The 19,745-nt window shown below is 68.8% G+C and carries 19 protein-coding genes and 1 pseudogene; 3 read left to right on the forward strand and 17 right to left on the reverse strand.

From position 1 onward, the window contains the following. Window positions 1–13: 13 nt before the first annotated feature. Genes N0A24_01165 through N0A24_01185 form a run of 5 tightly spaced genes read right to left on the reverse strand, consistent with a single transcriptional unit; the run spans window position 14 to window position 7,640 of the window. A complete protein-coding gene (locus tag N0A24_01165) occupies window positions 14–1,705 on the reverse strand; it encodes a long-chain fatty acid--CoA ligase (GenBank protein ID MCS7172020.1) in 1,692 nt (563 codons plus the stop codon). A gap of 12 nt (window positions 1,706–1,717) precedes the next feature. Beyond that, window positions 1,718–3,478: an acyl-CoA dehydrogenase family protein gene (locus tag N0A24_01170; protein ID MCS7172021.1), complete on the reverse strand. Its 1,761-nt coding sequence runs from the start codon at window positions 3,476–3,478 to the stop codon at window positions 1,718–1,720. A gap of 12 nt (window positions 3,479–3,490) precedes the next feature. Continuing rightward, on the reverse strand, window positions 3,491–4,666 hold the full coding sequence (locus N0A24_01175) for a thiolase family protein (GenBank protein MCS7172022.1): 1,176 nt from the start codon (window positions 4,664–4,666) through the stop codon (window positions 3,491–3,493). A gap of 11 nt (window positions 4,667–4,677) precedes the next feature. Next, complete coding sequence (locus tag N0A24_01180) at window positions 4,678–7,053, reverse strand: 3-hydroxyacyl-CoA dehydrogenase/enoyl-CoA hydratase family protein (protein MCS7172023.1); 2,376 nt, start codon at window positions 7,051–7,053, stop codon at window positions 4,678–4,680. Continuing rightward, the gene (locus N0A24_01185; GenBank protein ID MCS7172024.1) at window positions 7,050–7,640 is read right to left on the reverse strand and encodes a TetR/AcrR family transcriptional regulator; all 591 of its coding nucleotides are present in this window, start codon (window positions 7,638–7,640) and stop codon (window positions 7,050–7,052) included. The genes N0A24_01180 and N0A24_01185 overlap by 4 nt, the downstream gene beginning before the upstream one ends. Window positions 7,641–7,770: 130 nt before the next feature. On the opposite strand from N0A24_01185, the gene N0A24_01190 reads away from it, so the two are divergent. Then, window positions 7,771–9,132, forward strand: coding sequence for an FAD-binding oxidoreductase (locus tag N0A24_01190; GenBank protein MCS7172025.1), 1,362 nt, complete (start codon window positions 7,771–7,773; stop codon window positions 9,130–9,132). Between the two features lie 41 nt (window positions 9,133–9,173). On the opposite strand, the pseudogene N0A24_01195 reads toward N0A24_01190, so the two are convergent. The 3 genes and pseudogenes from N0A24_01195 to N0A24_01205 form a co-directional block, all read right to left on the reverse strand. Next, window positions 9,174–10,212, reverse strand: a pseudogene (locus N0A24_01195) (ABC transporter ATP-binding protein). Window positions 10,213–10,226: 14 nt separating this feature from the next. Next, a complete protein-coding gene (locus N0A24_01200; protein ID MCS7172026.1) occupies window positions 10,227–10,598 on the reverse strand; it encodes an ABC transporter permease subunit in 372 nt (123 codons plus the stop codon). A gap of 103 nt (window positions 10,599–10,701) precedes the next feature. Continuing rightward, window positions 10,702–11,253 carry an ABC transporter permease subunit gene (locus N0A24_01205; protein MCS7172027.1) on the reverse strand — a complete coding sequence of 184 codons (552 nt, stop codon included), beginning with the start codon at window positions 11,251–11,253 and terminating at the stop codon, window positions 10,702–10,704. A gap of 44 nt (window positions 11,254–11,297) precedes the next feature. Between N0A24_01205 and N0A24_01210 the strand changes: the two genes are divergently transcribed. Then, a complete protein-coding gene (locus N0A24_01210; GenBank protein MCS7172028.1) occupies window positions 11,298–11,429 on the forward strand; it encodes a hypothetical protein in 132 nt (43 codons plus the stop codon). 229 nt (window positions 11,430–11,658) lie between these two features. Here the strand turns inward: N0A24_01210 and N0A24_01215 are convergent, their stop codons facing one another. The 3 genes from N0A24_01215 to N0A24_01225 all read right to left on the reverse strand — a co-directional run bounded on the left by N0A24_01215 (window position 11,659) and on the right by N0A24_01225 (window position 15,251). Beyond that, window positions 11,659–12,672: an extracellular solute-binding protein gene (locus N0A24_01215; protein ID MCS7172029.1), complete on the reverse strand. Its 1,014-nt coding sequence runs from the start codon at window positions 12,670–12,672 to the stop codon at window positions 11,659–11,661. 607 nt (window positions 12,673–13,279) lie between these two features. Next, the gene (locus N0A24_01220) at window positions 13,280–14,662 is read right to left on the reverse strand and encodes a DNA photolyase family protein (protein MCS7172030.1); all 1,383 of its coding nucleotides are present in this window, start codon (window positions 14,660–14,662) and stop codon (window positions 13,280–13,282) included. 175 nt (window positions 14,663–14,837) lie between these two features. Next, window positions 14,838–15,251 (reverse strand): DUF6069 family protein, encoded by a 414-nt coding sequence (locus N0A24_01225; GenBank protein ID MCS7172031.1) that lies wholly within the window; start codon window positions 15,249–15,251, stop codon window positions 14,838–14,840. A 201-nt stretch (window positions 15,252–15,452) separates the two neighbouring features. Here N0A24_01225 and N0A24_01230 point away from each other — a divergent pair, with 201 nt between their 5' ends. After that, on the forward strand, window positions 15,453–15,749 hold the full coding sequence (locus N0A24_01230; protein ID MCS7172032.1) for a hypothetical protein: 297 nt from the start codon (window positions 15,453–15,455) through the stop codon (window positions 15,747–15,749). A gap of 28 nt (window positions 15,750–15,777) precedes the next feature. Here N0A24_01230 and N0A24_01235 read toward each other — a convergent pair whose 3' ends face one another. The 6 genes from N0A24_01235 to N0A24_01260 are packed head-to-tail and all read right to left on the reverse strand — an operon-like array spanning window position 15,778 to window position 19,742. Next, window positions 15,778–16,488: a FliA/WhiG family RNA polymerase sigma factor gene (locus N0A24_01235; protein ID MCS7172033.1), complete on the reverse strand. Its 711-nt coding sequence runs from the start codon at window positions 16,486–16,488 to the stop codon at window positions 15,778–15,780. Window positions 16,489–16,490: 2 nt separating this feature from the next. Next, window positions 16,491–16,976, reverse strand: coding sequence for a chemotaxis protein CheD (locus N0A24_01240; GenBank protein ID MCS7172034.1), 486 nt, complete (start codon window positions 16,974–16,976; stop codon window positions 16,491–16,493). Next, window positions 16,969–17,760, reverse strand: a complete 792-nt coding sequence (locus tag N0A24_01245; protein MCS7172035.1) for a protein-glutamate O-methyltransferase CheR — start codon at window positions 17,758–17,760, stop codon at window positions 16,969–16,971. Before N0A24_01245 ends, N0A24_01240 begins: the two co-directional genes overlap by 8 nt. Beyond that, window positions 17,753–18,160: a GAF domain-containing protein gene (locus N0A24_01250; GenBank protein MCS7172036.1), complete on the reverse strand. Its 408-nt coding sequence runs from the start codon at window positions 18,158–18,160 to the stop codon at window positions 17,753–17,755. Before N0A24_01250 ends, N0A24_01245 begins: the two co-directional genes overlap by 8 nt. Then, entirely contained in the window at window positions 18,157–19,134 is a 978-nt protein-coding gene (cheB, locus tag N0A24_01255) for a chemotaxis-specific protein-glutamate methyltransferase CheB (protein ID MCS7172037.1), read from the reverse strand. The genes N0A24_01250 and cheB overlap by 4 nt, the downstream gene beginning before the upstream one ends. Then, window positions 19,131–19,742: a flagellar brake protein gene (locus tag N0A24_01260; protein MCS7172038.1), complete on the reverse strand. Its 612-nt coding sequence runs from the start codon at window positions 19,740–19,742 to the stop codon at window positions 19,131–19,133. Before N0A24_01260 ends, cheB begins: the two co-directional genes overlap by 4 nt. Between the last annotated feature and the right edge of the window lie 3 nt (window positions 19,743–19,745).

Raw genomic sequence — 19,745 nt, forward strand, 5'->3', positions numbered from 1 at the left:
CCCCGCGGGCGCCTCAAGCCCCCGCGGCCCGGGCCCGCTCCTCCTCCGCGAGGACCCGGCGCAGAACCTTTCCGATAAGGCTCTTCGGGAGCTGGTCCCGGAACTCCACCATCCGGGGGACCTTGTAGGGCGCGAGTTCCCGTCGGCAGTGAGCAATCAGCTCCTCCGGGCTCACCTGCATCCCCGGCCGGAGGACCAAGAAGGCCTTCACCACTTCTCCCCGTTCCGGGTCCGGTACGGGGATCGCGGCAGCCTCCTGCACCGCGGGGTGGCGATACAGGACCTCTTCCACCTCCCGCGGGTACACCTTGAGCCCGCCCACGTTGATCATCTCCTTCTTGCGGTCCACGATATAGAAGAAGCCATCCGCATCCCGCCACGCCATATCGCCCGTAAACAACCACCCTTCCCGCAGGGCCGCCGCGGTCTCCTCCGGTCGGTTGAGGTAGCCCCGCATCACCTGCGGCCCCCGCACCACGAGCTCCCCCACCTCCCCCGGCGGCACTTCCTCCCCGGTCTCCGGGTCCACGACCCGGGCATCCGTGTCCGGCAGCGGCACCCCGATGCTGCCGGGCCTGCGATGGCCGAGGATGGGATTGCAGTGGGTGACGGGCGAGGCTTCCGTGAGCCCGTAGCCCTCCACCAGCCTGCCGCCCGTGGCCTCCTCCCACCGCCGCTGCACCTCCTGGGGCAAGGCCATGGCCCCGCTGATGCACACCCGGATGCTGCGCAGGTCGTACCTCGCAAGCTCGGGGTTGCCGAGCAGGGCCATGTACATGGTGGGGACTCCGTGGAACATGGTGGGCCGGTATCTGCGGATGGCCTCCAGCACCATCCGGGGCTCCCACCGAGGGAGTAGGATCACCGTCACCCCGCTCCAGATCCCATAGTTCATCACCGCGGTCATCCCGTAGCTGTGAAAGAAGGGAATCACCGCCAGGGCCCGCTCCTCCCCGGGACGGAAGTCGCTGTTCCACGCCGCGGTCTGGAGGCAGTTACAGACGAGGTTCCGGTGGGTCAGCACCGCGGCTTTAGGCGTTCCCGTGGTCCCGCCGGTGTACAGGTACACCGCGGGGTCGTCGGGAGCCACCTCCACAGGCCGCGGGGCTCCATCCCGCACCAGTTCCCCAAACGGCCGGACCCCTGCCTTCCGCGGGACCTCCACCCACTGCCCCTCCCGTCGGGCCTTGAGGGGATACAGCAGGCGAAGCAGCGGGGGCATGTACTCGTGAATCCCCGTGTACACGATCTCCCGCACGCGGCTTGTGCGGGATGCGGCCGCCACCCTGGGGTACATCAGGGAGAGGGTGATGGCCACCTCCGCCCCGCTATCCTGAAGCTGATGGGCGATCTCCCGCTCTGTGTAGAGGGGGTTGTGGGGAACCACCACCCCGCCCGCCTTGAGGATCCCGTAGTAGGCGATCACGAATTGGGGGCAGTTGGGAAGATGCAAGGAGACGGGGGTTCCCTTGTGCACTCCAAGCCGCTGGAGGCCCGCGGCGAACCGATCCGTGAGGACATCGAGCTCCCGAAAGGAGATGCGCCGGCCGAAGAACACCAAAGCGGTGCGGTCCCCGTACTTCCGCGCCGCCTCCCGCAGCAGCGCCCCGAGCGGGAGATCCGGATACCCTAGGGTGGCCGGAACCCCGGGATCGTAGAACCGGATCCAAGGCCGTTCAAACCCCGCCTCCGCCTGAACCGCCATCCCCTCACCCCCTCACAGCGGATACCCCTCCGCCGCCACCACGGCCTGTGCCACCTCCCGCCCCAGCCGCACGAGGTTCACGGGCGTGTACCGCAGCAGCCGGCGTAGCCCCGCGAGCGCGGTGCGCAGCTCGTCCCCTTCCTGCGACGCGGCGAGGATGCTCCGTGCGGTGGCCTCCACCCGAGGCAGGCTCAGGTGGAGGTAGGCGCGGGCCAGGGTGGCATGGATCGACGAGCGCGGGTGCTGCCGCAGCATAGCCTTCTGGGCCCGCAGCACCGCGCTCTCCGCGGCGAAGACCTCCATGGCGAGATCCGCCAGCCACCCCACGATCTCCTGCTGCTCCTCCAGTTCCATCAGGTACCTCCGCACCGCCACCCCGGTGCTCAGCAGGGCCACCTGTTTGATCCCCTCCACAAGGGCCGCCTCCTCCGCGAGCGGTCCCTCCCCGGGGGCCTCCAACCCCTCCGGGGACGTGAGCCCCTCTGCCACCCGCTGGACTGCTGCCAGGAGGTCCAAACGTCCCCGCTGGGCACGCTTGCTGAGCATGTCCACGATGAGGAGCCGGTTGATCTCGTTGGTCCCCTCCCAGATGCGGTTGATGCGGGCATCCCGGTAGGCCCGGGCCGCGGGGTAGTCCTCGATGTACCCGTAGCCGCCGTAGATCTGCACCAGCTCGTCCACCGCCCGGCCCAGCATCTCCGAGGCGAAGACCTTGTTGATGGAGGACTCGATGGCGTACTCCTCCAGGGCCCGTACCACCTCCGCTCCGTCCCGGATGCCGCCGATGGAGCCCTCCACGAGCCCTCCGGTGCGGTACACCATGCTCTCCGTGGCGTAGATCTCCACCGCCATGCGGGCCAGTTTCTGGCGGATGAGTCCGAACTCCGCGATGGGCCGACCGAACTGAACACGCTGCAGGGCGTACTTGGTGGCCAGCTGCAGGGCGTACTTCGCCGCGCCCGCACAGGAGGCTCCGATCTTGAACCGGCCCAGATTGAGGATGTTGAAGGCGACGCGGTGTCCCTTGCCGATCTCTCCCAGGAGGTTCTCCACGGGCACCCGAGCGTTCTCGAAGAACACGCTGCGGGTGCTGGACCCCTTCATTCCCATCTTGTGCTCTTCCTCTCCCAGGCTCAGGCCCTCCGTGTCCCGATCCACGATGAAGGCGGTGAAGTGCTCACCGTTCACCTTCGCGTAGGTGATGAACACGTCCGCGATGGCCGCGTTGGTGATGAACTGCTTCTGGCCCACCAGGAGGTAGTGGCGGCCATCGGGGCTGAGCACCGCCCGGGTCTGAATGGCCATGGCGTCCGATCCCGCCGTGGGCTCCGTGAGGGCATAGGCTCCGATCTTCTCGCCCCGGACCATGGCCGGGAGGTAGCGACGCTTCTGCTCCTCCGTGCCGAAGAAGGCGATGGGCAGCATTCCGATGCCCACGTGCCCCCCGAAGGTCACGGGGAAGGAGCCCACGCAGATCTCCTCCGCGATCACCAGGGAGGTGAGGTGATCGAGGCCACTGCCGCCGTAGACCTCCGGGATCCCCACGCCCAGAAATCCCAGCTCCCCCAGCCGGCGCAGCAGCTGCCGGGTGACCTCCCAGTTCTGGTGCTCGATCTCCTCCACGCGGGGCAGGACCTCCCGCTGGAAGAACTCTGATGCGGTCCGTCGGACCAGGTGGTGCTCCTCCCCCAGGTCCTCCGGGGTGAACACCGCCTCCGGGGGTGTGCGCGCGAGGAGAAACCCCCCTCCGGGAAGCGCCGCCTTGGCCTCCATCTCCCTCACCTCCTAAGGCCGTAGGAACACGCCTGCGGCTCCCATACCTCCGCCCACGCACATGGTGACGATTCCGTAGCGGACGCCGCGCCGGCGCATCTCATGCAGCAGGGTGGCGGTAAGCCGGGCGCCCGTGGCGCCGAGCGGGTGCCCCAGGGCGATGGCCCCGCCGTTGGGATTGGTGCGGGCAGGGTCCAGTTCCAGCAGGCGCATCACCACCAGCGTCTGGGCCGCGAACGCCTCATTGAGCTCCACGAGGTCCACCTCCGAGGGGTCGATCCCCGCGAGCCGGCATGCCCTGGGCACGGCCTCCACCGGACCGATCCCCATCAGCTCGGGAGCCACCCCAGACAGCGCGAAGGACCGGAACACCCCCAGGGGCTGCAGCCCCAGGCTCTGCGCCTTCCGGTCGCTCATCACCACGCACGCGGCGGCCCCGTCGCTCATCTGGGAGGAGTTGCCCGCGGTCACGGTCCCTTCCTTCGCGAAGACGGGGGGGAGCTTCGCCAGAGCCTCCAGGGAGGTGTCGGGGCGCACGCCCTCATCCACCTCGAAGGTCACCTCCTCGGCCCGCGGCCGTCCGTCTGCCTCCGTCCACCGCCGCACCCGCACGGGCACGATTTCCTCCCGGAACCGGCCCTCCCGGATCGCCCCCGCAGCCCGGCGGTGGCTTTCGAGGCTGTAGCGGTCCTGCTCCTCCCGCGAAACTCCGAACCTGCGGGCCAGCACTTCTGCGGTGTTGCCCATGGAGAGGTACACCTCCGGCCAGCTCTCCACAAGCCCTGGGTGCGGGGCGAAACGCCACCCCGTCATGGGAATGAGGCTCATGCTCTCCACCCCACCCGCCACCACCACCTCCGCCCAGCCTGCGCGGATCCGCGCGGCAGCTTCTGCGATGGCCTGCAGTCCGGAAGCGCAGAACCGGTTCACGGTAACCCCGGGGACGGACTCCGGCAGCCCCGCCCGCAGCGCGGCAACCCGGGCCACGTTGAACCCCTGCTCGCCCTCGGGGAACGCGCACCCCAGGATGACGTCGTCCACCTCCCGCGGATCCAGCCCCGGGGTGCGCTCCAGAGCGGAGCGGATCACCTGGGCGGCGAGCTCGTCCGGCCGCGCGTCCTTCAGCGTGCCCCGGCGAGCCTTACCCACCGCGGATCGCACCGCGGTCACGATCACCGCTTCCCGCATGGTCTCCCCTCCTAGTTGCGCAGGGGCCTTCCGGTGTTCAGCATGTGCCGAATCCGATCCTGGGTCTTCCGCTCCCCCAACAGGCTCAAAAACGCCTCCCGCTCCAGATCCAGCAGGTACTCCTCCTCCACCCACGTGCCCTCCGGAGCATCTCCCCCCGTGATCACGTACGCCAGCTTGCGTCCGATGTGCTCGTCGTAGTCCGTGATCTGTCCGCCTACCCGCAGGTTGTACAACCCCGCGCACAGGGCAGCCCGCACCCGCTCCCCGCCCACCCGGATCTTCCGGCGCAGGGTCGGCCGGTACCCCGTCTCCAGCAGGGTCAGGGCTACCCGCTTGGCGTCTGCCAGGAGCCGGTCGGGGTTCGCGGTGATCCCGTGCCCCTCCCGCAGGTACCACAGCCTCCGGGCCTCCTCCGCGGAGGTGGCCACCCGCGCAAGGGCGATGGTCTCGAAGGCGTACCGCACCAGGGGGAACAGGTCCACCTCCATCCCTTCCGGGAGGCGCTCGGAGGCCCGCAGGGCCATCTCCTTCGTCCCGCCGCCCGCGGGGATGAGGCCTACTCCGACCTCCACCAGCCCCAGATACGTCTCCTGCGCCGCCTGCACCGCAGGAGCGTGCAGCACCAGCTCACACCCTCCCCCCAGCACGCGACCGTGCGGAGCCACCACCACGGGTCCGGGGGCGTACTTGATGGCCAAGTTGAGCTGCTGGAAGGTGCGCACCGCCCGCTCCAGCTCGTCCCAGTTCCCCTCCTGGGCCTCCAGCAGGAGCAACGCCAGGTTGGCGCCCGCGGAGAAGTCCGGGCCCTGGTTGCCGATCACCAAGGCCTCAAACCGGTTCCCGAGCTCCCGCAGGCCCCGGTGCAGCATCACCAGAGTATCCTCTCCGATGACGTTGCGCTTGCTGTGGAACTCCACGCAGCCTACGCCATCCCCCAGGTCCACCAGGCTCGCGCCCGCGTTGCTGGCCACCACGGCACCCTGCGCTTTTCGTTCCGAGAGCACGATCACCCCCGGAGGCCAGAGAACCGGACGGTACGCCTTCTGCAGGGGATCGAAGACCTCGAGCATACCGTCCCGCCGCCGGTAAAACGTCCCCTCTCCGTGCTCCAGCACGTCCCGCGCGAGGGGGGGAACGGGGATGCCATGGCGTTCCAGGCGGCCGACGAGCTCCCGCCCCCCTAGGGCGTCCCACAGCTCGAACGGTCCCAGCTCCCACCCGAACCCCCACCGAATGGCCCGGTCCACGTCCACCACCTGATCCGCGATCTCCGGAATCCGGCGGGCGGTGTACGCCAGCACGCCCAGGAGAATCCGTTCCACAAACCGCGCCGCGCGATCGCCGGAGGCAAGCAGGGCCCGCAGCCGGCGGGGAAGGTCGTCCATGCCCCGCACCAGCTCCACGCTCCCGAGGTGCGGCCGCTTCCGCGGCCGGTAGGTCAGGGTGGTGTAGTCGAGGACGAGCATTTCCCCGTCCTCCCGACGATAGAACCCCTTTCCGGTCTTCTCCCCAAGCCATCCCCGCCGGATCATCTCCTCGAGGAACTCCGGCAGACGGAACACCTCTCGGGCCTCGTCTCCCCCTAGTCGCTCGTAGGCGTGGCGGGCCACGTGAGCCAGGACGTCCAGGCCCACGAGGTCCGCGGTGCGGAAGGTGGCGCTGCGGGGCCGTCCCAGCACGGGGCCGGTGAGCTCGTCCACTTCCTCTATGGAGAGTCCTTCTTCCACCATCACCCGCACCGTGTGTAGGAATGCGAAGGTGCCGATGCGGTTCGCGATGAAGTTGGGCGTGTCCTTCGCCCGCACCACCCCCTTGCCAAGACGGCGGTGGGCCACCTCCTCGACCCACCGCAGCACTTCCGGATCGGTGTCCTCGGTTGGGATGACTTCGAGCAGCCTCAGGTAGCGGGGTGGGTTGAAGAAGTGGGTGCCGAGGAAGTGCGCCCGAAAGGCGGGCGAGCGCCCCTGCACCATCTCCCGGACGGGGAGGCCGCTGGTGTTGGTGCTCACCACGATCCCGGGCTTCCAGTACCGCTCCACGCGCTCCAGCACCGCCCGCTTTACCGCCAGATCCTCCACCACCGCCTCCACCACCCAGCCGCACTCCTGGATGCGGGGGAGGCCGTCCTCCAGATTGCCCACCTCCACCAGCCGCGCCCGCTCCGGGACCGTGAAGGCCGCGGGCCGCATGCGGAGGGCACGCTCGAGCCCTTCCCGGGCCAGCCGGTCGCGGGCCTCCGGGTCGCTGCTCTCCTCCTCGGAGAGCTCCGGGGGCAGGATGTCCAGCAGCAGCACCGGGACCCCCGCGTTCGCGAAGAGGGCCGCGAGCTGCGACCCCATGGTCCCGGCCCCCAACACCGCGGCGCGCTGGATGGCGACCCTCATGCCTCCCTCCTTTCCAGCCCCCGCAGGAAGAGGTCCGAAAACCACCGGGCGAAGTGGGCGTGCCCCTGTGGGCCGTCCGGCCGGAACCACTGGGTGAACCAGTTGCAGGCCCCGAGGAGGGCGAAACTGGCGGCCTTGACGTCCACCTCCCGGAACTCCCCGCGGGCAACACCCTCCTCCAGGACCTCCCGGAACAGGGCTTCGTACCGATCCCGGCGTGCCACCATCTCCCGGCGGCGTGCCGGAGAGAGGGACTTCAGCTCCACGTGGAGGATGGTGAGCTCATCCCGGAGGCTGGCGGCCACCGCCAGGTGGGCGGCGATGGCGTCCTGGAGGCGACGGGCGGCGGAGGAGGGAGCTCTGGCGATGGGCTCTACCGCGCTCATCAGACGCGACATGGCCCGGTCCATGATCTCCCACAGCAGATCCTCCTTGGCCGCGATGTAGTGGTAGAGGCTTCCCCGCTGGATCCCGAGGGCCTCCGCGAGGTTCTGCATGGAGGTGGCGTGGTACCCGCGCTCCCGGAACAGCCGCACCGCCGCGGCCAGAAGCTCCTCGTGGCGGGGACGGACCAAGCTTTGGACCACGGTGTCTACCGAACGTTTGGTAGGACCATGGTAGGACCACCCGGGGGTCGTGTCAAACACTGCAGACCTTTCCTGAGGCGCGGCTCCAGCCGGGCCCGCGCTACAATGGGCCGGAAGGCGGAGGGAAGAGATGGAGTGCGGGGTGGTGGGAGCTCTCCGGGAGGCCCTGGGGCCCGAGAAGGTCAGCACCACGGACTCCGTGCTGGACGCCCACGGCCGGGACGAGGGGTACCCGGAGGCGCGGCCGCCCGTGGCCGTGGCGTTCGCGGAGCGGCTGGCGGATGTGCAGGCGGTGCTGCGGGTGGCGCGGGCGTTCCGGGTGCCCGTGATTCCCTTTGGGGCCGGCACGAGCCTGGAAGGCGCCCTGGTCCCATTGGGAGCCGCCATCAGCCTGGACCTCTCCCGCATGAACCGGATCCTGGAGGTGCGGCCCGAGGATTTCCTCGCGGTGGTAGAGCCCGGCGTCACCTACGTGGCTCTCAACCGGGCCGTGCGGCGGGCTGGGCTCTTCTTCCCCGTGGACCCCGGGGCCGAGGCAACGCTTGGGGGGATGGCGGCCACCAACGCCAGCGGCACCATGACGGTGCGATACGGCGGGATGCGGCAGAACGTCCTGAGCCTCCAGGTGGTGCTGGCCTCCGGGGAGGTGCTGGAGCTGGGACGGGGCGTGCGCAAGACAAGTTCCGGATACGACCTGAAGGACCTGTTCATCGGCTCGGAGGGGACCCTGGGGGTGATCACGCGCCTGGTGGTGCGCCTCCACCCCCTACCTGTCCATGTGCACACCGTGCGCGCATTTTTCCCCTCCGTGCTGGAAGCCGCTCAGGCTGCGTACGCCCTCATGGCTTCGGGCCTGCCCGTGGCCCGGCTGGAGCTCCTGGATGCGGCGGCCATGGCGGCCATCAACGCCTTCCTCCACCGCAACTACCTGGAGCAGCCGGCCCTGTTCGTGGAGTTCCACGCCAGCAGCGAAGCGGCCATGCGCCAGGAAGCACAGACCGCGCTGGAGCTGGTGCGCAGCTGCGGGGCGACGTCTTTGGACGTGGCCCGCACACCGGAGGAGCGGTCGGCCCAGTGGGAGGCCCGGCACCGGGCGTATTGGGCATTTACGCACCAGTTCCCCGGCCACCGGTTCCTCACCACGGATGTGGCGGTGCCGCTCTCCCGACTGCCCGAGATGGTGGCCTTCGCCCAGGCCCTACTCCGGGAGTTCCGGCTGCCGGGCAGGATCGTGGGGCACGTGGGGGATGGCAACTTCCACGTGCTGGTGGCGGTGCGACCGGAGGAGTACGATCGGGCGGAGGCCTACAGCGAACGGCTCGTGCGCAGGGCTCTGGAGGTGGGCGGGACGGCCAGCGGGGAGCATGGGGTGGGGCTGCGCAAGCGGAAGTACCTGGAGGTGGAGCATGGGCCGGCGCGCGAGTGGATGCGGCGGATCAAAGCCCTCCTGGATCCTGATGGAATTCTGAATCCAGGCAAGGGTGCGGGGTAACTTGTGCCCTCCGGATTCCCAAGACCGGTCTCCCCAGCCTTCTAGGCTCCTTCCACCACCCGCAATCGGTCCGGGGGCACGTCTACGTACACCTCCTGCGCGGTCTGTAGCCGCAGGTCCCGCGGCACGTCCACCAACCACCGCGACCCGTCGGTCTCCACCGTGCATCGGCGGACCGAGCCCAAAAAGGTGATGGACCGGATGTGGCCGCGCAGGAGGTTGGGGCTTCCCTCGGGCGCGTCCACGTGGACACGGACCTCTTCGGGCCGGACCGCCAGCACCGCCCGTGCCCCCGGGGCTCCCACGTCGGCCACCTGCAGCACCACACCGCCGGTTTCAAACCGTCCCGGCCCTACCCACCGCCCCTCGAGGAAGTTGGCGAGTCCGACGAACTCTGCCACGAACCGGTTGCGGGGTCGGAGGTACACGTCTTCCGGTGTCCCCACCTGCAGGATTCTCCCGTCGTTCATCACCGCGATACGGTCCGACAGGGCCAGTGCCTCCTCCTGATCGTGCGTGACGTAAATGGTGGTTTGCCCCAGTCGGCGCTGGAGCTCCCGTAACTCCTCCCGGACCCGGAGACGCAGCTTCGCGTCCAGGTTGCTCAGAGGCTCGTCCAGCAGCAGCACCTCGGGTTCCACCACCAATGCGCGGGCGAGGGCCACCCGCTGCTGCTGGCCTCCGCTTAGCTGGTGGGGGTACTTGCGCTCCTGCCCGGTAAGGCCCACCAGATCGAGGATCTGGTGCACCCGTTCCCGCGCCTCCGTCCGGGGCACGCGGCGCATCCGCAGGCCGTAGCCCACGTTCTCCTCCACCGTCATGTGGGGAAACAGGGCATACTCCTGGAAGACCATAGCCGTCCCGCGTGTGTGGGGGGGGCAGCTGGGTGATGCGGCGGTCCCGCAAATATACGTCGCCCCCGTCCGGCAGGTGGAACCCGGCCACGATCCGCAACAGGGTCGTCTTCCCGCAGCCCGAGGGGCCGAGGAGGGTGAAAAAACACCCTTCCTCGATGTCCAGGGAGACCCCGTCCACCACGGTAGTCGCGCCGAACCGCTTGACCACGTCCACCAAGCTCAGGTGCGCGGCCACCACTACCCCATCCCCACGGGTCGCAGCGCCCGCCCCGCAGCCAGGCGGGCCAAAGCCAGCCCGGTGAAGGTCACTACCAGCAGCATGGTGGTGAGTGCTGCAGCCCCACCCCAGATCCCGTTGCCGATCATGTTCAGGATCGCGAAGGTGGCTACCACATTCCCGGGAGAGACCAGGAACACCGCGATGCTTACGTTCGTCACCGCCCGCACGAAGGACAGCGTGAAGCCCTCTGCGAACGCTCGGGCCAGCAGAGGCACGTACACCTCCCGCGGCAGGTGCAGGCCTCGGGCCCCAAGATTGCTGGCAGCTTCCTCGATAGAACGGTCAACCTGCTGTAGTTGAGCCATGGCCGCCTGGTAGCCCAACGGCAAATGCTAGAAGCTCACACTGCTGTGAACGCTCCCGCCAGCACTCCCAGGTAGACCAGTAATACAAGAAGGCTTACCCCGCTGCAGATCGCGAACGCAGCCCACTTCAACGGGGGGGGGAGGTGGGGGGTCTTTCGAGTCCGCCGCCACGGCCGGTGACGGTGGTATACCGCCTTTGCCCGACCCCGTAGCGCTCCAGCAGGAACAGCACGATGGTGGGGACGACGAGCATTGCCACTACCAGGGAGGCGCCTCTCAGATCGGCCATCCCCTCCATTCGAAACCACGCCTCGGTGGCCAGCAGAGGCCACCCGCCCGCGATGACGACGGCGTTCCCGAAATCCGCGAGCGCCGAGATGGCCACCACCAGAGCCGCTCCCGCGACACCCGGCCGAGCTAGAGCCAGGGTGATGGAGCGTGCTACCTGCCACTCGTCGGCGCCCAGGCTGCGGGCCGCATGCTCCAAGCTGGGGGGGATACTCTCCAGCACGCCCGCGATGACGAGCATCGCCAGGGGGGAAGAACGCCACTGTCTGGACGAGCCAAAGCCCGTGGAGACCGAAGATGTTCGCCTCCAGCCCCAACAGATGACGCGTGACCAAGCCCTGGCGACCGAACAACAGGACGTACGAAAAGGCCACCATGAACGGCGGCGCAAACAGCGGCAACAGGGCTACGGCTCGGAAGAACCGCCGGCCGGGCATGTCCGTCCGCGTAGTGGCGAAGGCGAAGACCAAGCCCACCATTACCGCAGTGGGGGTGGACAGGACGGTGCTCACAAGGGTGTTGCGGGCCGCCTGTATCCAGCGGGCGCCCTGGGGGAGGCTGAGGTAATCCGGAATGCTCGGGTAGACCAGCACCCGCACGGTGGGGTACAGCACGAACAGGCCTAGGGCGGTCACCCCCACGAAAAAGGCCAGAGCCAGTCCCGGGTCTGCCAGCTGCCTCCTGGCCTCAGCTCCGGCTCCCACGCAGCCCTCCCGCCCTGACCCGGGGTGACCGGCGCCGCCTCCTGGGGATCAGCGCTTGTGCTTGGCTGTCCTGAGACGCGGGCACCCTCTGTTCAGCGGCCAATCTCGCGAGACCACCGCTCCCGGACCCTCTCTATGTTCGCGATCGCCCACTCCCGGTCATACCGGACGAACTTCACCGAGTCAAAGGGCGGAGCTCCCGCGGGGGGTTCTACATCAGCCCGCACGGGGTAGCGGAACCCGTACTGGGCATTAATGTCCTGGGGCGTTCGGGTCATGAGGAAGTCTACATACGCCTGCGCGCCTTCGGGGTTCGGTCCACCGCGGAGGATGGAGACCGCACCGATCTCGAACGCGGTGTCCGGGGGCACGATCAACTCCAGGGGCTGGGAGCGCATCCGTCGGGCCCCGATGCCCTCGTGCGCCCACATCACAGCCACGATGGCCTCGCCGCGCTCCAGCAGGGTGACGGTGCCGGGCGCGGTGGGCGTGTACTGGACAGCATTCCGGTTCAGCTCCCGGAGATATGCCCACGCGCGGTCCTCCCCCAGCCGGAAGATCTGCCCAGCCACGAAGATGTACTCCGCTCCGGTCGTAACGGGACTCGGCATGATGAACTGACCGCCGAAGTCCGGCCGCAGCAGGTCATCCCATGTGGCCGGTTCGGGGACCCGGCGCGGCGTCATCTCCCGATCCCACCGCTCGGTGTTGATCAAGATGGAAAGGATGCCCAAGTACCAGCCATGCCAATAGCTATCCCGATCCAGGAACGCCGGGCTGATCCGCGCCTCGCGGGCTACGGGGGACCGGTAAGAGACCACCAGGCCCTCCCGAGCCAGAGGAGCATGGAAGTCCGCGGAACCTCCCACGAAGACGTCCGCCCGGGGCCGGTCCCGCTCCGCGCGAATCCGGGCTGCCAGAGTCCCCGCAGCCGCGACACTGACGGCTTCCACGGCGATCCCGGTTCTGCGAGTAAACTCCCGGTTGATCAATGACGTCTCCAAGTCCGGCAGCGCGGAGCACACCACGATCCGTCTTGCCTGCCCGCTCGCAGGAACCGCGGACGCCACCAGAAGGAGCCACACGAGCGTCCACCACCGCCGCACCCTCTCACCTCCCTCTTAGGTCGTTTCGCCTGACGGTCCAACGGGATTCGATGGGTCTCCCGCCCCTCTCCGGAGTGGACAATTTGGGCCATCCTGGAGCAAGACTCTCAGTCTGCTTCGCTGGCGAATTGTTCGTTGGAGAGGACCGTCACGGCCCTGCACGTACTCCGGCTGAGTGCTCGCAGGGGATCAACCCTCCACGGCTGTTCTGGCTATCTAGGCTCCCGGCGGGCCCGTCGGCCGGTACGAGGGAGTGACGAGAGGCCCACACCCGGCCCGCTGGCTTCCCGAATCGGCGAGCCGGGAAAAGCGAGGCCCGCGTCCCCTCCCCCACGGTCATCAGAGTCGCCCTCAGAGCGTCGGGAGGCCTAAGGCCTCCCCGTCCGCCGCGGCGCCACTCCAGGCATGGTCAAAGAGCAGGGGCCAGCTCGAGGAATGCGGCGCGCTGATCGGGAGTTGGGAGGGCCCTGCCCTTTCGCTCCGGAGGAATCCCGCAGGCCTAGCCCGCTGGGGTCGCGGCGATCCAAGACCGACCCCACTGTGCTGAGTCTCGCATGCGGTCCTCGACCGGCAGATGCCCCCGGGAGGGACCTGTGCCTCGGTGAATCTACCGTGAGGGACGGCGCTGAGCCGCCCGGATAGCCCTGTAACGATCCAGGGCCCGTTGGCGGGAAGCGGCGAGGTCGACCACCGGCCTTGGATAGTCGCGTCCGACGCGGCAGCGGTAGGCAATCTGGTCGTCCCGCGGAAGCGTCCAGGGAGCGTGGACGTACGGTGCGGGCACCCGTGCGAGCTCGGGGATCCACCTTCGAACGTAGGCACCGGCAGGGTCGAACCTCAGCCCCTGGAGCACGGGGTTAAAGATTCGGAGGTAGGGCCTCCTATCGGTTCCAATCCCAGTCACCCACTGCCAGTTGCCGCTGTTAGACGCAGGATCGCCGTCCAACAGGTGCTCGAAAAAGTACTGTTCCCCCCACCGCCAATCCAGGAGCAGGTTCTTCACCAGGAAGGAGGCAACCACCATGCGGGCCCGGTTGTGCATCCATCCGGTTTCACGCAGCTCCCGCATGGCGGCATCGATCAGGGGATAGCCTGTCTGGCCCTCGCACCATGTCCGGAAGATCTGCTCGTCGTTGTCCCATTCGGGCTCCTGCAGGTCCTGCCGGAGGGGCTCTCGGCGACTGTGCGGATAGTGAAACAACAGGTGTGCGAAGAACTCCCGCCACAGGAGCTCGTCCAGCCAGCGGGCAGCACCCTTCCGGGACTCGGAGTTGTGCGCGGCGTCCATCGCCTGACGGGCGAGATGGAAGGCCACGCGGGGGGAGAGCACTCCGAAGCGCAGATAGGGAGATAGACGGGAGGTGACCTCCAGATCGATCCGGTCACGTTCCCGGTGGTATTGAAAAATGGGACCTGCGATGAAGTCCTTGAGCCTCCGGAAGCCTGCCTCCTCACCGGGCGGCCATGGGGGCGGGACCTCCGGCAGGGGCTCCGAGACGACCCCGTGGGGCGGCAGCCGGGCAGGAGGGGGGAGGGGCTCAGGGAGGGTGAGGGAGCTCAGTCGCTGATAGAACTGTCTGTACACGGTATAGCCCCGCCCCCTCCCGGTCCGAATCGCAGGTGGCGGAACCATGCTCGGCCAGCCCACCAGCTGAAGACGCACGTGGCGAGCGACTTCGGACTCCTGTCGCCGAGCGAAGGGGGAAACGTCCGCGTGAGCATACACTGCCTGGGCCCCGGTCTGCTCGACGAGTCGGGGGAGGATCTGGGAGGGATCGCCGTGGCGGACAACCAGGGAGGATCCGAGAGTGCGCAGAGCGCGATCCAGGGTGCGGAGGTTAGCGATCAGGAAGCTTGTTCTGCGCCGGCTGAGGGTGAGCAGGCGGGGATCTAAGATGAATACGGGGATCACTCCGCCGCTCTGCAAGGCTGCATGGAGTGCGGGGTTGTCATGTAGCCGCAGATCCCTGCGGATCCACCAGAGGTTCACGGTTTCCACCAACTCGTCCCCGTCCGCTCCTTCCGGTTCGTCCACAGGGTACCGTATCTGGAGCCTCCTTGCGGCGGCCGGCACCGGGACCCTTCGTCGGTGTTTCCGCCCGGGAGGATCCGCCGCGGACAATGCACATCCCGCAGCCGATCCCCCGACGTCTGGAGAGAGACACCTAGGGGACCCTTAGGCCCCAACGGGGAAACAGCCACAGGCAGGCGAGGGCGGGGGGGATGTGGAGCAGCGCCAGTCCCATGGCTAGTGGCCACGTGGCCTGGGGGAATCGTGGAGAGCCGGGGAGGAGGATATTAGGTACCCACGAGACGAGCAACGCTGCCAATGCCAGCCATCGGTAGGTCCGGACGGGTTCTCTGGCCCACCGGACCACCAGGACGAAGGTCAACGCGCCCGCTGTTACCCCGACCGCTGTCAAAAACAGCACCGCCGGCCGCGTGAAGGGCTCGAACGTGGGTGGAATGTCCAGCAGTCCTTCCAGGATCGACCGGAGCAGCTCGTTCACCGATGCGGAGGCGACCAAAGCCACTCCCCAAGCCCGCACGATTCCTCCTGGTACGAGCACCCTTCGCATGGCTCCCTTCCACGCCCAGCCCCTGTGCCTCGAGTACTCTTACGCGAGATTCTTCACAAAGTCTTCCGCTTCCTCCTGCGGCCTTCCCGTGTCCTTTCAGCGCCGTCCCCTCCGGCCAGATTGGACTCTCACCCCCTGGATACCTCGTAGACTCCCGGGAGTGGCACGGAGTGTGCAGGGCGAGGGAGCGGAGGTGATTCCATGCAGGTCCGTCCTGTGGATTATGAGCCGCAGCCACCCGGCCCTGCTTCCGGCCCCGGATTCCTCTACGCCCTGCAGCGGGTGCGGGCTGTGGGAACCGTCGGTCTTGTCCCGTCCTCCAGCACCCCTCGCACCGGGCCTGGAGCCCCCCAGTTCACCACCCCTCCCACCCCACAGTCCCCCGCACCCCCCGTATTTTTGGATCGGCTGCTGAGCTGGCTCTACCAGACGGTTCGGGGCGCCCTGGGCCTGGTGTGGTCCGGACTCGGGGAACTGGCTCGCTGGCTCCGGAAGTAGGCCGTGTGGCGTTCCCCCTCTGTCTCACCTATCGGCCGAACCCACGCTGCACGAGGTAGGTTCGCAGCCGGAGCAGGGCCTGTGCGTGGATCTGGCAGACCCGGGACTCCGTGAGGTCCAGAATCTCTCCGATCTCCGCCAGGGTCAGGTCCTCGTAGTAGTACAGGCCCACCACCAGCCGCTCGCGCTCGGAGAGCGCTCCCAGGCCCTGACGCAGGGCCTCCAGCAGCTCCCGCTGCTCTGTTGCCTCCTCCGGTCCAGCGTCCGACGCCGCAGGCTCCCCCCGCTCCGTGGCCCGCCGGACCAGGTCCTCGAAGGAGGCCACCACGTATCCGTGCAGCCGCTCCAAGTCTGCGAGGATCTCCTGCGGGGAGCAGCCCACCTCCGCTGCGAGCTCTTCCCGGGTGGGTTCTCGGCCCAGGGAGGTCACGAGCCGTTCGTGCGCCCGCTCCAACTCCCGGGCCCGCTGCCGGTCCGCTCGGCTGGCGGGGTCCAGGCTGCGGAGGTAATCCAGGATGGCACCGCGGATGCGATACCAGGCGAAGGTCTCGAACCGTACCCCGTGGGAGGGATCGTAGCGGTCCAGGGCCTCCAGCAACCCCAGCATCCCACAGCTCTCCAGATCCTCCCGGGGCACGTGGGAGGGAAGCCCCGGAGCGAGTTGCTGTACGACCGCGCGCACGAGCCCCGCATACCGCAGAACCTGCGCCTCTCGCTCCGGGGAAGCCGGCCGCGGCATGTCTACAGCTCCCGCTCCGGCCCGCCCGCGGTGCGCACCACCAGCCGGCCCGTGCCCACGTGCAGGGCCACCGTCCGGCTCACGCTTCCGCCCACGTCCTCCGCATGGGGCCGCAGGCCTTGCTTTCGCAGGGCTTCCCGGACCGCCTCCACGTTTCGGGCGCCCAGGTTCAGGACGCTGCTGGCTGCCATCCCGAACATCCCAGCGCCCCCTACAACCCAAACCACCGCGGAGGCCGGGTCTCCGCCGGCCCGCCGGAAGGACTCCAGCAGGGCGGGGATCGCGGTGTCCGCGAACTTGAAGGGCGCCGTGTCCCATCCGAAGGATTGAGGGAGCATCACGTGGGCCATGGCGCCCACGCGGGGGCATGGAGTGTGCAGCACCACGGCCACACACGAACCCAACCCGCCCGCTAGGAGCACCGCCCCCGCATCCCGCTCCACCACCCCTTCCCCCATGCCGACCCGGATCACCCGCCCCTCACGCACCGCTTCTCCTCCCCTGGGCCTTTCGGTAGAAGAAGGGGTACAGCGGCTCAAATCCCATCTCCCGCGCGGCGAAGATCTGCTCCGCGGCGCCCACGAAGAGGTACCCGCCGGGCGCCAGGGCCTGGTGGAACCGGCGGTACAGGTCCTGTTTGGCCTCCTCCGTGAAGTAGATGACCACGTTCCGGCAGAGGATGAGGTGCCAGGGGCCGTTGAAGGGGTCGGAGAGGAGATCGTGGCGCCGGAACCGCACCCTTTGCCGGAGCTCCGGGCTTACCCGCCACCGATTCTGCTCCCGTACGAAAAACCGTGCCCGCCGCGGTGGCGACACGTTCCGGATGTCCGACTCCTCGTAGAACCCCTCTTCGGCCTGCCGCAGGACGCGGCCATCGATGTCCGTGCCCAGCACGGACCATCCTCCCGAGGGGTTCAGCTCCAGGAGGAGGATCCCCACACTGTAGGCCTCCGCGCCGTGGGAGCAGCCCGCGCTCCACACCCGCAGCTCCCGGAAACGGGCCAGCAGCTCCGGGAGGACCCGACGCTGGAGCACCGCAAAGAGTTCCGGATTCCGGAAGAACTCGGAGACGTGGACGGTGAGGCGATCCACCAGGTCCGCGAGCAGAGCAGGGTCCTGCCGGGCCCGGGACACGAACTCCTCCGCGGAGCGCAGGCCCATGCGGTGCAGGGCACCCACCAGCCGCCGCTCAATCTGGTCGGGTCGGTATCGAGCGAGGTCCAGGCCCGTGCGCTGCTTCAGGAGATGCATCAGGGTCGCGTACTCACGCATGGGGAGCTCCCAGGGCGCGCGCCAGCTCCTCCGCCGCGGCCCGCACTGCCCGTTCCTCCGCCTCCGTGAAGACCCCTCCCACCCGTCCCAGCACCACCACCGCCACCCGCTGCCCGGCGTGCTCCGCGGGGACCGCGAGGAACCCCCGGAGGGAACCGGCGCGAAGGCCTCGGCCCCGGGAGGGGACGCGGATGGTCTGCCCGGTCTCGAGGATCCACGCCCGGAGGCCCATCCCGGCCTGGAAGGGGATCTGCTCCAGGAGGTCCAGGGGACGCCCTATGGAGACCGCGGGGATGGTGCCCGCGTGCGTGCGGAGCCAGACGGTCCCCAGGTCGAAGGGCACCTCCGCCCGCAGGCGCCGTAGGGCTTCCCGACACGCGCGGACCGCGCGCTCCCTCATACCCCCTCTCCCACGATCCGGGCCACCTCCTCCCCGATGCGCTCCAGGGGCAGCACGAAGTCCGCGAGCCCCGCTTCCACCACGGCCCGCGGCATCCCGTACACCACGCTGGTCTCCTCGTTCTGGGCGATTACGAGCCCGCCCGTCCGCTTGATGCGCCGGCAGCCCTCCAGCCCGTCCCGCCCCATGCCTGTGAGCACCACCCCCAGGACCGGGGAGTAGGTCTCCGCGAGGGAGGAGAAGGTGATGTCCGCGGATGGTCGGAGGATCTCCGAAGGTTCTGGCTCCACCACGGCCCACCGACCGTCCCGCACCACCAGCTGCCGTCCGCCGGGTGCCACGTAAGCCACTCCGGGCTGCGGTGCGACCCCGTCCTCCGCCTCCTCTACCCGGATCCGGCCCACCTCGTGGAGCCGCCGCGCCAGGCTCGCGGTGAACCCGGGGGGCATATGCTGCACCACCACCAAGGGGAGCGGGAGGGGCGGGAGGTGGGAGAAGAATACGGTGAGGGCCGCGGGACCCCCCGTGGAGGCGGCCACGGCCACCACCCGCACCCGGGCCTTCTTCTGCCGCCGGGGAAGGCGGGCCTGGGCCGCGGCCTTCACCTTCTGCACCAGCGGGTGGAGATCCCGCACCGACAGGGGGCCCGAAGGTTTCGCCTCCACCTCCACTGCCCCCGCTTCCAGGGCCTTGAGGGCGAGATCCGCCCCCCGGACGGTGTGGGCGCTCAGCACCACCACGGGAGTCCAGAGCTCGCGGGCAAGGGTTCGCAGGGCCACCAACCCGTCCATTACCGGCATCTCCAGATCCAGGGTTACCACGTCCGGTCGCAGCCTCCGGACCAGCTCCACGGCCTGGGCACCGTGGGCGGCTAAGCCCACTACCTCCACCTCTGGATCCTGCTCCAGGGCGGAGCAGAGCAGTCCTCGAAAGGTAGGGGAGTCGTCGACCACCACCACCCGGACCCGCCTCATCTCCTGGACCGCCACATCTCCTCCCGCGTCGTGAGAACCCTCCGGGCCGCGGCCGCGCTTAAGGGATCCCACTGGATGCCCACCGCGAAGGACCGAGCCCGATCGAACTGCGGCCGGCTCCACACCACCCGGCCTACGAGGGAAGCCCCCGCCCGTCCCGGAACCGTGACGAGCACCTGCTCGCCGGGTCTGGGCTCCGGCCAGGGGTTCACGAGCTCCAGGCGACACCCTCCCGCGGAGAGATCCACCAGCCACGCCTCTACGAGTCGCGTGGGGTGCTGATCCAGGCGGGCCATGTACACACGGGCGGACAGAGGCCGACGGGGCAGAGCCCGCCGATCCACGGGGCGCAGCGGTCCCGCCAGTCGCACGCACACCGCCTCCACGGGCAGCCGCACGCACTCCGTTACGGTCCCCTCGAACTCCCAGGCCCCACCCTCCCCGTACAGCCGACCCCGCACCCGGGTTCCGGCGGGCAGCAGGAAGGGCTGTCCTCGCTCCATGGGGGCGCTGAGGAGAACCTGGCCCGCGCCCACTTCCTCCACCCGCACGGGGTAGGCTCTCCCGCCCACCCACAGCTCCACCCGCTGGTTCTCCCGCAGCTCCATGGC

Source organism: Armatimonadota bacterium, assembly GCA_025059775.1.
Lineage (GTDB): Bacteria > Sysuimicrobiota > Sysuimicrobiia > Sysuimicrobiales > Sysuimicrobiaceae > Sysuimicrobium.